General features: G+C 51.3%; 16 protein-coding genes and 1 pseudogene. 16 read left to right on the plus strand and 1 reads right to left on the minus strand.

Features of this window, described 5'->3' with window-relative positions; translation table 11 throughout:
* Positions 1 to 15 precede the first annotated feature (15 nt).
* The 8 genes from DW743_RS09020 to DW743_RS09055 all read left to right on the plus strand — a co-directional run bounded on the left by DW743_RS09020 (position 16) and on the right by DW743_RS09055 (position 5,688).
* Positions 16 to 204 carry a hypothetical protein gene (locus DW743_RS09020; protein WP_117762299.1) on the plus strand — a complete coding sequence of 63 codons (189 nt, stop codon included), beginning with the start codon at positions 16 to 18 and terminating at the stop codon, positions 202 to 204.
* Positions 201 to 542: a DeoR family transcriptional regulator gene (locus DW743_RS09025; RefSeq protein ID WP_117762298.1), complete on the plus strand. Its 342-nt coding sequence runs from the start codon at positions 201 to 203 to the stop codon at positions 540 to 542. Before DW743_RS09020 ends, DW743_RS09025 begins: the two co-directional genes overlap by 4 nt.
* Positions 535 to 831 carry a DUF3847 domain-containing protein gene (locus tag DW743_RS09030; protein ID WP_117762297.1) on the plus strand — a complete coding sequence of 99 codons (297 nt, stop codon included), beginning with the start codon at positions 535 to 537 and terminating at the stop codon, positions 829 to 831. The genes DW743_RS09025 and DW743_RS09030 overlap by 8 nt, the downstream gene beginning before the upstream one ends.
* Before the next feature lie 311 nt (positions 832 to 1,142).
* Positions 1,143 to 1,397: a CPCC family cysteine-rich protein gene (locus DW743_RS09035; protein WP_117762290.1), complete on the plus strand. Its 255-nt coding sequence runs from the start codon at positions 1,143 to 1,145 to the stop codon at positions 1,395 to 1,397.
* A 56-nt stretch (positions 1,398 to 1,453) separates the two neighbouring features.
* On the plus strand, positions 1,454 to 1,945 hold the full coding sequence (locus DW743_RS09040; protein ID WP_002304359.1) for a hypothetical protein: 492 nt from the start codon (positions 1,454 to 1,456) through the stop codon (positions 1,943 to 1,945).
* A gap of 147 nt (positions 1,946 to 2,092) precedes the next feature.
* Positions 2,093 to 3,673, plus strand: coding sequence for a MobQ family relaxase (gene mobQ, locus DW743_RS09045; protein ID WP_118760257.1), 1,581 nt, complete (start codon positions 2,093 to 2,095; stop codon positions 3,671 to 3,673).
* A 64-nt stretch (positions 3,674 to 3,737) separates the two neighbouring features.
* Positions 3,738 to 4,382 (plus strand): CHC2 zinc finger domain-containing protein, encoded by a 645-nt coding sequence (locus DW743_RS09050; RefSeq protein ID WP_117762288.1) that lies wholly within the window; start codon positions 3,738 to 3,740, stop codon positions 4,380 to 4,382.
* Positions 4,351 to 5,688 carry a virulence-associated E family protein gene (locus DW743_RS09055; RefSeq protein WP_097786393.1) on the plus strand — a complete coding sequence of 446 codons (1,338 nt, stop codon included), beginning with the start codon at positions 4,351 to 4,353 and terminating at the stop codon, positions 5,686 to 5,688. Before DW743_RS09050 ends, DW743_RS09055 begins: the two co-directional genes overlap by 32 nt.
* A 28-nt stretch (positions 5,689 to 5,716) precedes the next feature.
* On the opposite strand, the gene DW743_RS18790 is transcribed toward DW743_RS09055, so the two are convergent.
* Positions 5,717 to 5,956 (minus strand): tweety protein, encoded by a 240-nt coding sequence (locus tag DW743_RS18790; RefSeq protein ID WP_081645077.1) that lies wholly within the window; start codon positions 5,954 to 5,956, stop codon positions 5,717 to 5,719.
* On the opposite strand from DW743_RS18790, the gene DW743_RS09065 reads away from it, so the two are divergent.
* From DW743_RS09065 to DW743_RS09100, 8 genes and pseudogenes are all read left to right on the plus strand, one after another.
* Entirely contained in the window at positions 5,930 to 6,127 is a 198-nt protein-coding gene (locus tag DW743_RS09065) for a hypothetical protein (protein WP_118753764.1), read from the plus strand. The two genes, DW743_RS18790 and DW743_RS09065, sit on opposite strands and share 27 nt — an antisense overlap.
* Positions 6,128 to 7,798 (plus strand): recombinase family protein, encoded by a 1,671-nt coding sequence (locus tag DW743_RS09070; RefSeq protein WP_118760258.1) that lies wholly within the window; start codon positions 6,128 to 6,130, stop codon positions 7,796 to 7,798.
* An 89-nt stretch (positions 7,799 to 7,887) separates the two neighbouring features.
* A pseudogene (locus tag DW743_RS09075) lies at positions 7,888 to 7,968 on the plus strand (Maff2 family mobile element protein); the annotation flags it as partial.
* Between the two features lie 20 nt (positions 7,969 to 7,988).
* Positions 7,989 to 8,858, plus strand: coding sequence for a VirB6/TrbL-like conjugal transfer protein, CD1112 family (locus DW743_RS09080; RefSeq protein ID WP_050636989.1), 870 nt, complete (start codon positions 7,989 to 7,991; stop codon positions 8,856 to 8,858).
* Between the two features lie 132 nt (positions 8,859 to 8,990).
* Complete coding sequence (locus DW743_RS09085; RefSeq protein WP_082189985.1) at positions 8,991 to 9,572, plus strand: MT-A70 family methyltransferase; 582 nt, start codon at positions 8,991 to 8,993, stop codon at positions 9,570 to 9,572.
* A gap of 19 nt (positions 9,573 to 9,591) precedes the next feature.
* Positions 9,592 to 9,999, plus strand: coding sequence for a PrgI family protein (locus DW743_RS09090; protein WP_082189953.1), 408 nt, complete (start codon positions 9,592 to 9,594; stop codon positions 9,997 to 9,999).
* Positions 9,944 to 12,370: a VirB4-like conjugal transfer ATPase, CD1110 family gene (locus tag DW743_RS09095; protein WP_050636988.1), complete on the plus strand. Its 2,427-nt coding sequence runs from the start codon at positions 9,944 to 9,946 to the stop codon at positions 12,368 to 12,370. Before DW743_RS09090 ends, DW743_RS09095 begins: the two co-directional genes overlap by 56 nt.
* A gap of 100 nt (positions 12,371 to 12,470) precedes the next feature.
* On the plus strand, positions 12,471 to 14,585 hold the full coding sequence (locus tag DW743_RS09100) for a C40 family peptidase (RefSeq protein ID WP_117761551.1): 2,115 nt from the start codon (positions 12,471 to 12,473) through the stop codon (positions 14,583 to 14,585).
* Positions 14,586 to 14,592 lie beyond the last annotated feature (7 nt).

Genomic DNA, 14,592 nt, shown 5'->3' on the forward strand with positions numbered 1-14,592 from the left:
GGGAGGAAGCGCAATATGCCGAGAATGAGCAAAAAGAGGAAGCATGAGCTTTCTTTTTACCTCAATGACCGGGGGCGTGTCACTTACAACGAATTATGCCGGAGATGCCAGCATGGGTGCAAGCAGAGCTTCCGGGCGGTTGTGATTGACTGCCCCCGTTATTTATCCAAACGAGCCAAGAAAAAGGAGGAACACACCGAATGAATTTTGAATTTATGACGATAGACACACCATTGCCGCCATGTATGCCATTTCCCATAGCGTTGACAGGATTTCCAGTCAGCAGCACCGCAAAGGTCATGTACTGCCGGATGCTGGACGCTATGCTATCCAAAGGGCAGGAGGACGAGAACGGAATCCTGTTTGTCTGCTTCCCTGTCACAGCCATTGCAGCAGTCCTGTCCCGCAGTCCCATGACGGTCAAACGTTCATTGAATGAACTGGAAACCGCCGGACTTATCATGCGGGTGCGTCAGGGCGTTGGAGAACCAAACCGGATTTATGTACTGATACCGGGAAAGGGGGACGCTGCCCTTGCCTGATACCTCAAAGCTGGAAAAGCTAAACCGGGAGCTGGAGAATAGCGAAAAGAAACTGCGGAAAGCAATCAATGATGAAAAGGCATTGCAGCACCAGTTAAAGCAGCTTACCCGAAAGGAACGGACGCACCGGCTCTGTACTCGTGGCGGTATGCTGGAAAGTTTTCTGCAAGAGCCGGAACGCCTGACAGATGATGATGTCATGCTGTTGTTGAAACTCATTTTTCACAGACAGGACACGCAGGAACTATTGAAAAAACTGCTGGAACGGGAGAAGCCGGAAACCCCTTAGTTTACTAAGGGCGCAATTATACACCACCCAGAGGTTGGTGCATTGCGTTCTCCGAAGGCTCCTCGCCGGAGGGCTGTGATTTTCCGCAGTCATGGTCTGCTCCAAATCAAACAGGGGACGCTACGCTTCCCCTGCGCTGGCTGCCGCCAGCTACCCTTTTGTGGACTTGCCATCTGGGGACACCTTGCAATGCAAGCTGTTCCCAGCCGACAAGTTTCATAAAATATGCTATCTTTTCGATAATCGATGAAGTATAATAAAGTCAGAAATAAATCAGGAATTTGAGGTCAAGGCTTAAACGGGAGGTTTATATGAAAAAATACCAATGTCCTTGCTGCGGATATTTTACCTATAATGTTCCGGCAAATGAAGATTGTGGGTATATCTGTCCCGTTTGTTTTTGGGAGAATGACCCGTTCATTGCTTCTGATAACGAACCAAGCGACTCTAATCATGGAATAACACTAAAAGAAGCGAAATTCAATTTCTCAAAATTTGGTGCTTGTGAAAAAGAAATGTTATGTTATGTCCGATCACCAAGAGATGATGAAAAAGAAATTTCATAGCGACAACTTCCAACTTGTAGAACTGAAAAATTGAAATTTGATGGGATGGTGATATTATGAAAAAGATAATGGCGGTTATGCTATCGTTGCTTGCTTGTACGGTTCTGCTTGCAGGGTGCAACACTTCCTCCGAAAGCAATGAAGAACAGTCCTTAAAGGTATATTCATTTAGCGGAGAAAATGAATATATTTCTGTGTCGAATGGTGTAATTATTTTAGATGGCAAAGATGAAATTTGCTATGGTGGTGATTTGAAAGTGATGTCAGACGATTTTGCTAATATTACCACATACTCAACGACCATTTATATCAATGGAAGCGAAAAAGAAACTCTGCTTTCTAATGGTGTTGATGATCAGACAGGTGAGACAATAGATGTTTCTGGAAATGTTGGACAAATTTCTGGTGACATTCTCAGAGATAGTGACGCTGATAAGTTGACTGATAATTTGTGGTTTGAATTGAAAACAACCAATTTGAACGGAGAAGAAAGCACTTATCGGGTACAGTTAGAGACAACTGAAATCACAAAGGAAGTCAAAAAGTAACCCCAAACTCTTACAACTAAATACCCGCCGCCCACATAGCGGCACACCAAGCAGGAAATCTGAAAAAGGTTGCCTGCTTTTTTTCTGCCCAAAATGAGGTGGCAAAACGCCACCCCATCCGCCAATCACAGAAAGGAGTGACACGAAATGCCCTGTCCGCACAACGAAATTTCTATTGTGCAGCGCAGCCAACAGCAGTCTGCGATTGCCGCCGCTGCTTACCAGAGCGGCGAAAAGCTGTTCTGTGAATACGACCAGCAAGTGAAGCACTACCCGGAAAAGCGTGGTATCGTCCACAATGAAATCCTGCTTCCGGCAAACGCCCCGCCGGAGTATGCAGACCGCAATACCTTATGGAACGCCGCCGAAGCGGTGGAGAAGCAATGGAACTCCCAGCTTGCAAGGCGGTGGGTGCTTACCATCCCAAGAGAGATACCACCCGACCAGTATGCTGTCCTTGTCCGGGAATTTTGTGAGCAGCAGTTTGTTTCCAAAGGCATGATTGCTGACTTTGCCATCCATGACCCCCATCCGCCGGGACACAATCCCCACGCCCATGTCCTGCTCACTATGAGGGCAATGGACGAACATGGGAAATGGCTTCCCAAGAGCCGCAAGGTTTATGACCTTGACGAGAATGGGGAACGGATCAAGCTTCCGTCCGGCAGATGGAAAAGCCACAAGGAGGATACGGTTGACTGGAACGACCAGAAGTATTGTGAAATCTGGCGGCATGAATGGGAGGTCATCCAGAACCGCTATCTGGAAGCCAATGACCGTCCGGAGCGTGTGGACTTGCGTTCCTATGCCAGACAGGGGCTTGATATTGTCCCCACTGTCCATGAGGGGGCTGCTGTCCGGCAGATGGAAAAGCGTGGTATCCAGACGAATATCGGAAACCTGAACCGGGAAATCAGAGCCGCCAACAGTCTGATGAAGTCCATCCGGCAGCTTATCCAAAACCTCAAAGGCTGGATTACCGAGCTGGGAGAAAAACGGAAGGAGCTGCTTGCACAAAAAGCGGCGGAGGAAGCAACATTTCTTCCCAATCTTTTGATGAAATATATGGAAATACGAAAGGAAGAACGGAAGGACTGGACAAGGGCTGGACAGAACCGGGGGACTTCGCAGGACTTAAAGGCAGTCAGCGAAGCCCTGTCCTATCTCCGGCAAAAGGGGCTTTCCACTGTGGAGGACTTAGAAGCATTTCTGGAATCTTCCGGGAAATCAGCCGCCGATTACCGCAATCAGATGAAGCCAAAGGAAGCCCGCAGCAAAGTGATTGACAGGATTCTTGCCAGCCGGACAGACTGCAAGGAATGTAAGCCTGTCTATGAAAAGTACCAGAAGATATTTTTCAAGAAAACAAAGGAAACATTCAAGCAGGAACACTCGGAGGTTGCCCGGTATGAGAAAGCCGCCGCCTACCTTGCCAAGCACCCGGACGATAAGGACAGCACCCAAAAGGAGCTGCAACAGGAGCAGGAAAAACTTCTCAGCGAAATCGCAGAGCTGAAAGTACCGCTGACAGAGGTGCAGGAGGATTTGAAGAAGCTGCGGGATATCCGCTACTGGGTACAGAAAGCCACCCCCGGCACAGAGGAAAGCAAAGAGCCGCCCAAGAAGCAGCCCATCAAGGAAGTCTTGCAGGATAAGGCAGACGAGAAAAAAGCACAAAGAACTGCCCAGGAACAGACGAAACACAGACAACAGGATATGGAACTTTAACAGGCACTTGCCATTTTCAATCAGAGAATGTCAGGTGCTTTTCTTTTTTCAAGGAGGGATAGATTTGAATGTATTTGAAGCTGTGAAGCAGGCCGTCACAACAAGACAGGCTGCGGAGCATTATGGAATCCATGTAGGTCGGAACGGGATGGCTTGCTGCCCGTTCCATAACGATAAAACCCCAAGCATGAAGCTGGATCGGCGTTACCACTGCTTCGGCTGCGGTGCGGATGGGGATGTGATTGATTTTGCCGCCGCCCTGTATGGGCTGAGAAAGAAAGAAGCCGCCGTACAGCTGGCACAGGACTTCGGGCTTTCCTATGAGGACTGGAAACCGCCGGGAAAGGAAAAAAAGCCAAAGCCCCGGCAGAAATCCCCGGAGGAACAGTTTCAGGAAGCAAAGAACCGCTGCTTCCGTATTCTTGCCGATTATCTCCATCTGCTTCGGGCATGGAGAACGGACTACGCCCCACACTCCCCGGAGGAAGCCTTTCATCCCCGGTTTATAGAAGCCTTACAGAAGCAAGACCAAGTGGAGTATCTGCTGGATGTGCTGCTGTTCGGGGAAACAGAGGAAAAAGCGGCTTTGATTACGGACTACGGAAAGGATGTGATACAGCTTGAACAGCGAATGGCAGAGCTTGCCGCCGCAGACGCAGCAAGAACTAAAAAACACCATGAACGCCATGCAGCCACCCCAGAGCATTGAGGAAATCAAGGAGGGGCTGGAAACTACCGAGAAAGGCGGTGTCCGTCAGAGCATACGGAACTGCCTGACTGTATTCCAGCGTGACCCGCTGCTTTCCGGGGCTATCGCATACAACATCCTGACTGACCGCAAGGACATCATAAAGCCCATCGGCTTCCACAGGGAAAGCACCGCCCTGAACGATACAGATATGAAGTATCTGCTTCTCTATCTGGAAGAAACCTACGGGCTTACCAATGAGAAAAAGATTGATAACGCCATCGGGATTGTGGCGAATGAAAACAAGTACCACCCCATCCGGGATTATTTAAGTTCCCTTGTGTGGGACGGGACAGAGCGAATCCGCTTCTGCCTGCGGCACTTTCTGGGGGCTGACGCAGACGATTACACCTATGAAGCATTGAAGCTGTTCCTGCTGGGTGCAATCTCACGAGCCTTTCAGCCGGGGTGCAAGTTTGAAATCATGCTCTGTCTGGTCGGCGGTCAGGGGGCTGGCAAGTCCACTTTCTTCCGTCTGCTGGCAGTCCGGGACGAGTGGTTCTCCGATGATTTGCGGAAGCTGGACGATGACAATGTGTACCGCAAGCTGCAAGGTCACTGGATTATCGAAATGTCGGAAATGATGGCAACCGCCAACGCCAAGAGCATTGAGGAAATCAAGTCATTTTTAAGCCGACAGAAAGAGGTTTACAAGATACCCTATGAAACCCACCCAGCAGACCGCCCCCGTCAGTGCGTGTTTGGCGGCACTTCCAATGCCCTTGACTTCCTGCCCCTTGACCGTTCCGGCAACCGCCGCTTTATCCCCGTCATGGTGTACCCGGAGCAAGCCGAGGTTCACATTTTGGAGGACGAAGCCGCTTCCAGAGCCTATATCGAGCAGATGTGGGCAGAAGCGATGGAAATTTACAGAAGCGGCAGGTTCAAGCTGGCTTTCAGCCCTGCCATGCAGCGGTATCTCAAAGAACACCAGCGGGATTTTATGCCGGAGGACACCAAAGCCGGGATGATACAGGCGTATCTTGATAAGTACACCGGGAGCATGGTCTGCTCCAAGCAGCTCTACAAGGAAGCCTTGAACCATGCCTTTGACGAGCCGAAACAATGGGAAATCCGGGAAATCAACGAGATTATGAACCAGTGCATTGACCGCTGGCGGTACTTCCCGAACCCAAGAATGTTTTCAGAATATGGCAGACAAAAGGGCTGGGAGCGTGAAAACCCGGCAACGGACTCCGGCAACCCGTCTGAAAAAACGATGGACGGTTTTGTGGAGGTCACAGAACAGATGGAGCTTCCATTCTGAGAATGACAGCCCGTTGCACCTCCTGTTGCTATCCCGTTGCCGAGCCGGTTGCCGGGGAAAATCCCTTATTTCCGGGCTTTTCTCCCTTATAACAACCAAAACAACAGAAAAATAAAAGAAAAGTATAAATAGTAAGTAGTGCCAGATTGAGATTGTTTGCAAGGTCTTTTGAAGCCCGTTGCCGGACTTCGTTGCCGACACCCTCTGTCTGGCTATTTTCATGTATGGAGGATAACTGCCTATGGCAAAAAACAAAACAGAGATTCATGTGACCACTGTATTTGACGGGGAGCTGGACGCCACCGATGTGTTCGTCAGCCTGATTTCCCAGAAATATGGAAAGATAAATTCAAAAGAATATCTTGCTAAAAAGAAAGATATGAAGTATAATGAAGATGAGGTTCAAAAGAGCCAGATACCGTCTGGATTGTGTGGGTAAATGGCTATGATGAACGAAATGGAATACAGAACAATCGGTTCGGCACTTGCCGGGGGCTATCGTGCGGCGGTCTATTGCAGGCTGTCAAAGGACGATGACCTGCAAGGCGAAAGTGCCAGTATCGCAAACCAGCGTGATATGCTGGAAAAATACTGCGAAAAGCAGGGATGGGAGGTTGTGGCAGTCTATCAGGACGATGGTTTCACAGGTCTTAATATGGAGCGTCCTGATTTACAGAGAATGTTGAGAGCCATTGAGCGCAGGCAAATCAACCTTGTCATCACGAAAGACCTCAGCCGACTGGGGCGGAACTATCTGCAAACCGGGCATTTGATTGAGGACTTTTTCCCAAGAAACGGTGTCCGCTATATCGCCATGAATGACGGTATCGACACCCTGCGGGATAACAACGATATTGCCCCGTTCAAGAATATCCTGAACGAGATGTACAGTAAGGATATTTCCAAGAAAGTCCATTCCTCTTATCTTCTGAAAGCACAGAAAGGACAGTTTACCGGGTGTCTTGCCCCGTTTGGGTATCGGAAAGACCCGGAGGACAAAAACCATCTGCTCATTGACGAGGAAACCGCCCCGATTGTGCGACTGATTTTCGGATATGCCCTGAACGGTCATGGTCCGAACTATATCCGCAGACGGCTGGAGGAAGAAAAAATCCCCTGCCCCACATGGTGGAACCGGGAACGGGGGCTTCGCAATACCCGCACCAAATGGGAAAAGAAAGACCCAGAAAAAGGACGGTATATGTGGGACTTCTCCGTTATCAAAGACCTTTTGATGAATCCCGTCTACACCGGGGCGATTGCTTCCCAGAAAAAAGACTACCGTTTCAAAATCGGCACGATTGGGGAAAAGAAGCCGGAGGACTGGATTGTGGTGGAGGGGCAGCATGAACCGCTGATTGACCGCATGAGCTTTGACATTGTGCAGAATAAGCTGAAATCCCGCCAGCGTCCGGGGCAGACCAATGAAATCAGCCTGTTTGCCGGACTGATAAAATGCGGCGAGTGTGGGAAGTCGCTGACGGTACGCTACACAAACGCAAAACATCCCCAGCAGATTTATTCCTGCAAGACCTACAATGCCTTTGGAAAGAACCACTGCACCCAGCACCGGATTGACTATGACACCCTTTGCAGCCATGTGCTGCGGAAAATCAGGGAATGTGCCAGAGCTGCCCTGATGGACGGGGAAGCGGTTGCCGACCGCCTGACCAATACCTGTGAAACCGAGCAGCGGGAACAGCGGGAAGCAATGGAACGCTCCCTCACAAGGGACGAGGAACGGATTGAGGTTCTGGACAAAATGGTCATGCGGCTTTATGAGGATATGATTGCAGGGCGTATCAGTGAGCAGAATTTCAACACCATGCTGGAAAAGACACAGACCGAGCAGACGGAGCTTAAAACAAAAGTGTCCGAGGGCAGGAAGCGGCTGTCCGATGAAGTCCAGCTTGCCAATGACGCAAAACAATGGGTGGAAGCCATTCAGGAATACGCCAACATCACAGAGCTGGACGCAGCCACCCTCAACCGCTTAATCAAAGAAATCGTCGTGCATGAGCGCATTGACGAAGATAAAACAAGACACATTTCTATCGAAATTCATTTTAATCTCAAACCCATTCCGGAGGTGGAACAGGTCACTGCCTGACCTGTCCTGCCGGGACGGTTCTCTTAAAAACACCATATAGATTTTTGTACGCCGCCGCCCGCCATCGAGCAGAGTTTTACACCTAATTGGGGATAAAACAGCTCATGGCGGGCGGCGTTGCGCTGATCGGCACGACCCTTGTACCGCTGCTTGCGAACCTGTTCTCCTAATCGGCAACAGGTAAACGCTTATGCAGAGCATACTTGACGCGATCACGGAATGGATAAAGGAAATCCTCATAGGAGCCATTAACGGGAACCTGTCAACTATGTTCGGGGACGTAAACGAGAAAGTCGGCACTATCGCCGCCGAGGTAGGGCAGACCCCGCAGGGGTGGAACGCGGGCATATTCAACATGATACGCACGTTATCGGAGAATGTGATCGTACCCATTGCGGGGCTTGTCATTACCTACGTCCTATGCGTGGAGCTTATCAGCATGGTAACGGAAAAGAACAACATGCACGACGTTGACACATTTATGTTTTTCAAGTGGTTTTTCAAGGCGTGGGTGGCGGTGTACCTTGTCACCCACACCTTTGATATTACTATGGCAGTCTTTGACGTTGCGCAGCACGTCGTTTCCGGCGCGGCAGGGGTGATAAGCGGCAGCACGAACATTGATGTTGCCGCCGCCCTTGCTTCCATGCAGTCCGGGCTTGACGCAATGGAAATCCCCGAATTACTCCTGCTTGTCATGGAAACAAGCCTTGTGAGCCTTTGCATGAAGATCATGTCGGTGCTTATCACGGTTATCCTGTACGGCAGAATGATTGAAATATACCTTTACTGTTCCGTGTCGCCTATCCCATTTGCAACAATGACTAACCGGGAATGGGGACAGATCGGGAACAACTACCTAAAATCCTTGTTCGCTATCGGTTTTCAAGGCTTCCTCATTATGATATGTGTCGGTATTTACGCGGTGCTGGTAAACAGCATGATTGTAGCGGATAACTTACACAGCGCGATATTTTCCCTTGCGGCATATACGGTTATCCTCTGCTTTTCCCTGTTCAAATCCGGCGCACTTGCAAAGTCAATTTTCGCGGCGCACTAAAGGCGTGTCAAGGGTAGGGTGGAGATTTTCAGAGCGGAGCGGCGAAAATACAACCCGACCTTGACGCGGGAGGAACCCCATACAATAGGGACGGGCAAAGGGCATAAACTGACCTTTGCCTTAACTGCCATAATGGGGGACTTGCAGGAAGCACACAGAAAGGAGGGACAAGAAACCATTGAAAAGAAATACGGCATAATCTACGCCGATCCCCCGTGGAAGTACGCACAGAAGCGGCTTTCCGGCGCGGCAGAACACCACTACCCGACCATGAGCATAGAGGAATTATGTGCGCTCCCCGTGGCTGACCTTGCGGCAGAGGACAGCGCACTTTTTTTGTGGGCGACATTCCCACAGCTTCCCGAAGCCCTGCGGCTAATTAAGGCTTGGGGCTTTACCTATAAGACCGCCGCCTTTGTATGGCTGAAACTCAATAAAAAATCCTACACATGGTTTTACGGCTTGGGATTTTGGACGCGGGGAAATGCGGAAATCTGTCTGCTTGCCACACGGGGACACCCAAAGCGCAAGTCGGCGGGTATTCATCAATTCATTATCTCCCCCATAGAGCAGCACAGCAAAAAGCCGGACATTACGCGGGACAAAATCGTTGCCCTCATGGGCGACATTCCCCGGATAGAGCTTTTCGCAAGGCAGGAAACGGCGGGCTGGGACACATGGGGGAATGAAACCAAAAACAGCATAGAACTCTGACAGAAAGGAGGTTTTCGGTATGGCGTATGTACCCGTACCAAAGGATTTATCAAAGATAAAAACGAAAGTCGCTTTCAACCTTACGAAGCGGCAGATCGTTTGTTTCGCGGTAGCCCTCATTGTGGGCTTGCCACTTTTTTTCTTGCTAAAGGACAGCGCGGGAACCAGCGCAGCGTCGTTCGTGATGATCGTCGTCATGCTCCCCTGCTTCCTCATGGCAATGTACGAGAAACACGGACAGCCCCTTGAAGTCGTGGTGAAGAACATCATTCAGACAAAGTTTGTCCGACCAAAGGAGCGACCCTATCAGACGCAGAATTTATACGCTGTCTTGGAGAAGCAGCGAAAACTGGAAAAGGAGGTATCAGCGATTGTCAAAGGAAACAACCAAAGGCGGCGCACCGGGAAAAGACCCCGGAAAGGCTAAACCGAAGCGGAAACTGACCCGCGAGGAAAAGAAGCAGATCGCCGCCATTATCAGACAGGCAAAGGGGGACGGAAAGGCGCACACCGCCCAGCAGACGATCCCCTACATCAACCTGTACCCGGACGGGATATGCCGGGTGACGGAAAGGAAATACAGCAAGAGCATTGTCTTTGAGGATATAAACTACCAGCTTGCACAAGCGGACGACAAGACCGCCATTTTTGAGAACTGGTGCGACTTCCTCAACTACTTTGACGCTTCCGTATCAGTGCAGCTCTCTTTCATCAATCAAGGGACGCAGCGGGAGGAAGCGGAAAAGGCAATCAACATTCCGGCGCAGGACGATGCTTTCAACTCTATCCGCACGGAATACGGGGATATGCTGAAAAGCCAGCTTTCCAAAGGGAACAACGGGCTTGTGAAGCACAAATATATCACGTTCAGTATCGAAGCGGATAACATGAGCGCGGCAAAATCCCGCCTTTCCCGTATCGAAACGGACATACTGAACAATTTTAAGGTTTTAGGCGTGACCGCCCGCCCCATGACAGGCTATGAACGCTTACAGACCATGCACGGGGTATTCCACCCGGAGGGGGAGCCGTTCAACTTTGATTTCTCATGGCTTGCCCCGTCCGGGCTTACCACAAAGGACTTTATCGCCCCGCCCTCATTCCGTTTTGGCGAGGGGCGGTACTTCCGCATGGGGAAAAAGATCGGCGCGGTATCGTTCTTACAGATACTTGCGCCGGAGCTGAACGACCGCATTTTAGCGGATATGTTAGACCTTGAAACGGGCGTGATCGTAAACCTGCATATCCACAGTATCGACCAGACGGAAGCCATTAAGACCGTCAAGAGAAAGATCACCGACCTTGACAAAATGAAGATTGAGGAACAGAAGAAAGCCGTCCGCGCCGGGTACGACATGGATATTATACCGTCTGACCTTGCCACTTTCGGCGGCGAAGCGAAAAATCTCTTGCAGGACTTACAGAGCCGCAATGAAAGAATGTTCCTCTTGACGTTCCTTGTGGTGAACATGGCAGACACGAAGCGGAAACTGGAAAATGACATTTTCGCGGCGGCGGGTATTGCACAGAAATATAACTGCGCCCTCACCCGGCTTGACTACCAGCAGGAAGCGGGGCTTATGTCAAGCGTCCCTATCGGTGAGAACCTTATCCCCATTCAAAGGGGACTGACAACCAGCAGCACGGCGATCTTTATCCCCTTTATCACGCAGGAGCTTTTTCAGAGGGGCGCAAGCCTTTATTATGGGCTGAACGCTCTTTCCAACAACATGATACTCTGCGATCGCAAGCAGCTTAAAAACCCCAACGGCTTGATCTTGGGAACGCCGGGAAGCGGAAAATCCTTTGCGGCAAAGCGGGAAATGACAAACGCTTTCCTCATTACGGACGACGATATAATTATCTGCGACCCGGAAGCCGAGTATTACCCCCTTGTGCAGCGGTTACAGGGACAGGTGATAAGGCTTTCCCCCACCAGCCCGCACTACGTCAACCCTATGGATATTAACCTCAACTATTCCGAGGACGACAACCCGCTTGCACTGAAATCTGACTTTATCCTCTCCCTTTGTGAGCTGATCGTCGGCGGCAAGGAGGGCTTACAGCCCGTGGATAAGACCGTGATTGACCGCGCTGTTAGGAATGTGTACCGCCCTTTCCTTGCAGCCCCCGACCCGGCAAAAATGCCGATCATGGGCGACCTTTACGACGAGCTTTTGAAGCAGCCGGAGCCGGAAGCGGCGCGTATCGCGGCGGCATTGGAGCTTTACGTTTCCGGGAGCCTTAACGTCTTTAACCACCGTACCAACGTGGAACTGAACAACCGCCTTGTCTGCTTTGACATTAAACAGCTTGGGAAGCAGCTTAAAAAGTTAGGTATGCTCATTGTGCAAGATCAAGTATGGAACCGCGTCACCGTGAACCGGGCGGCGAAGAAATCCACAAGGTATTTTATGGACGAATTTCACCTGTTACTGAAAGACGAACAGACCGCCGCTTACAGCGTGGAGATTTGGAAGCGTTTCAGAAAATGGGGCGGCATACCCACGGCGATCACGCAGAACGTGAAAGACCTCTTGGCAAGCCGGGAAGTTGAAAATATCTTTGAGAACAGCGATTTTGTCCTCATGCTCAATCAGGCGGCGGGCGACCGGGCTATCCTTGCAAAGCAGCTCAATATCTCCCCGCAGCAAATGAGCTATGTCACCCATTCCGAAGCGGGCGAGGGGCTTTTGTTCTATGGCAACGTCATTCTGCCCTTTGTAGACCGTTTCCCGAAAGATACCGAGCTGTACCGCGTTATGACGACAAAGCCGGAGGAAGTGGGCGGCGCGTAATTTGCAGATTATTTTATCAACCTTGCGCCCTCTGCTGGGCGCAGATCGGAGGTGACAGACCATGAAGCAGTACAAAGCCCGCGACAAGATCACGCAGAAAATGACCCGTGACGGGGCTATCGAAGTAAACGCGGCTACCGGGAAACAAAAGCGTATCAGCAAACGGGCGCGGGAAGCTGCCCTGCTGAAAACGCCGGAGCAACAGGCGGCGCAGGACGCACAGGCAGCACAGCCCCTACCGGGCAATCCCGCCCCGGATATTTCCCCTAACGCGCCGCCCCTGCCCCATGCGCCGGGGACGGAAGCCGCACAGAACACGGGAACCGCCGAGCGCGTCTTAGAGCATATCGACGGGGCGCACACCCGCGCAGCCAGCAAAAAGGCGGCAAGGAAAGCACAGGCAGAAGCGGAAAGCCGCGCCCGCACTTCCCGGCTGCAATTCACCGAGGAAGAACGGGCAACGCCGGAGCTGGAAAGATACATCAAGAAATCCGACAAAGCCGCTGACAGGCTGGACGAAGCAAGGGCGAAAATCCCAAAGGAAAAGAAACTTGTCAAGGAGCGAACTTTTGACGAAGCTGCCGGGAAAGGCAAGACCCGCCTGCGTTTTGAGGAACGGGAAAAGCCTATGAACGGCGGCAAGGCACATAAAAACCCGTTATCCCGCCCCGCGCAGGAAGCGGGTATTTTCGTCCATAACAAGGTACATTCCGTGGAAAAGGACAATTCCGGCGTGGAGGGTGCGCACAAATCCGAGGAATTAGCGGAGAAAGGCGCAAAGTACGGGGCGAGGAAGATTAAGGAGGGCTACCGCAGTCACAAGCTCAAACCCTACCGGGCGGCGGCAAAAGCTGAAAAGGCAGCGGAAAAAGCAAACGCCAATTACCTCTACCAAAAGGCACTCCACGACAACCCGCAGATCGCCGCGTCCAACCCGCTCTCCCGGTATATGCAGAAGCAGCGTATCAAAAAGCAGTATGCAAAGACCGTCAAGGCACAGGGCGCAAAGTCCGTCAAGAACGCAGCGGAGAACACCCGGAAAGCGGCGAAAAAGACCGCAGAGGAAACCAAAAAGGCAGTCGCTTTTGTAGGGCGGCACCCGGCGGGTGTCTGTATCGCCATAGGTGCGCTGCTGCTTTTCATTATGGTATCTTCCGCGCTGTCCTCTTGCGGGGCTATGTTTTCCGGCATGGTAAACGGCATTGTTGGGACTTCCTACACGTCGGAGGACGCGGATTTAGTCGCCGTGGAAAATAACTATACGGCATTGGAAACGGAGCTACAACGCGAGATTGACAATATTGAGCGCGACAACCCCGGCTATGACGAGTACCGCTATGACCTTGACAGTATCGGGCATAACCCCCATGAATTAGCGTCCTACCTTACCGCGCTTTTACAGACCTATACCCCGGCAACGGCACAGGCAGAAATAGATCGTATCTTTGCGCTGCAATATACCCTCACTCTCACGGAGGAAGTGGAGGTACGCCACCGCACGGAAACCCGGACAGGGACGCGGACAGTCACCGACCCGGTAACGGGGGAAACCTCTACGGAAACCTACGAATACGAGGTAGACGTAGCCTATAACTATTACATTCTCAACGTCAAGCTGGAGAACAAGCCCATATCCGAGCTTGCGCCGGGACTACTCACGCCGGAGCAGCTTGAAATGTTCCGGGTGTACTTGGAAACCAGCGGAAACAAGCCCCTCATTTTCGGCGGCGGTTCCCCGGACACAAACCCGTCCGAGGATTTAAGCGGGGTACAGCTTGTGAACGGCACACGCCCCGGAAATACCGCCATTGTAGACCGGGCGAAGTCACAGGTAGGAAATGTAGGGGGACAGCCCTATTGGAGCTGGTACGGCTTCAACAGCCGCGTGGAATGGTGCGCCTGTTTCGTTTCATGGTGCTACAATCAAGCCGGGAAAAGCGAGCCGCGCTTTGCCGCCTGCCAGTCACAGGGTATCCCGTGGTTCCAGTCACACGGGCAATGGGGCGACCGCAATTATCCAAACATAGCACCCGGCGACGCGATTTTCTTTGATTGGGACGGGGACGGGAGCGCAGACCATGTAGGGCTTGTGATCGGCACGGACGGGCAGCGCGTTTACACCGTCGAGGGCAATTCCGGGGACGCTTGCAAGATTAAGAGCTATTCCCTTGACTATGGCTGCATTAAAGGCTATGGACTGATGAATTGGAACTGAACAACAT

The sequence above is a fragment of the Blautia sp. AM28-27 genome (assembly GCF_003480905.1).
Lineage (GTDB): Bacteria > Bacillota > Clostridia > Lachnospirales > Lachnospiraceae > Fusicatenibacter > Fusicatenibacter saccharivorans.

Coding starts and splice junctions, on each gene's coding strand:
- DW743_RS09020 (WP_117762299.1), top strand. CDS start 16: ATGCCGAGAATGAGCAAAAAGAGGAAGCATGAGCTTTCTTTTTACCTC.
- DW743_RS09025 (WP_117762298.1), top strand. CDS start 201: ATGAATTTTGAATTTATGACGATAGACACACCATTGCCGCCATGTATG.
- DW743_RS09035 (WP_117762290.1), top strand. CDS start 1,143: ATGAAAAAATACCAATGTCCTTGCTGCGGATATTTTACCTATAATGTT.
- DW743_RS09040 (WP_002304359.1), top strand. CDS start 1,454: ATGAAAAAGATAATGGCGGTTATGCTATCGTTGCTTGCTTGTACGGTT.
- mobQ (WP_118760257.1), top strand. CDS start 2,093: ATGCCCTGTCCGCACAACGAAATTTCTATTGTGCAGCGCAGCCAACAG.
- DW743_RS09055 (WP_097786393.1), top strand. CDS start 4,351: ATGAACGCCATGCAGCCACCCCAGAGCATTGAGGAAATCAAGGAGGGG.
- DW743_RS09065 (WP_118753764.1), top strand. CDS start 5,930: ATGGCAAAAAACAAAACAGAGATTCATGTGACCACTGTATTTGACGGG.
- DW743_RS18790 (WP_081645077.1), bottom strand. CDS start 5,956: ATGAATCTCTGTTTTGTTTTTTGCCATAGGCAGTTATCCTCCATACAT.
- DW743_RS09070 (WP_118760258.1), top strand. CDS start 6,128: ATGGCTATGATGAACGAAATGGAATACAGAACAATCGGTTCGGCACTT.
- DW743_RS09080 (WP_050636989.1), top strand. CDS start 7,989: ATGCAGAGCATACTTGACGCGATCACGGAATGGATAAAGGAAATCCTC.
- DW743_RS09085 (WP_082189985.1), top strand. CDS start 8,991: ATGGGGGACTTGCAGGAAGCACACAGAAAGGAGGGACAAGAAACCATT.
- DW743_RS09090 (WP_082189953.1), top strand. CDS start 9,592: ATGGCGTATGTACCCGTACCAAAGGATTTATCAAAGATAAAAACGAAA.
- DW743_RS09100 (WP_117761551.1), top strand. CDS start 12,471: ATGACCCGTGACGGGGCTATCGAAGTAAACGCGGCTACCGGGAAACAA.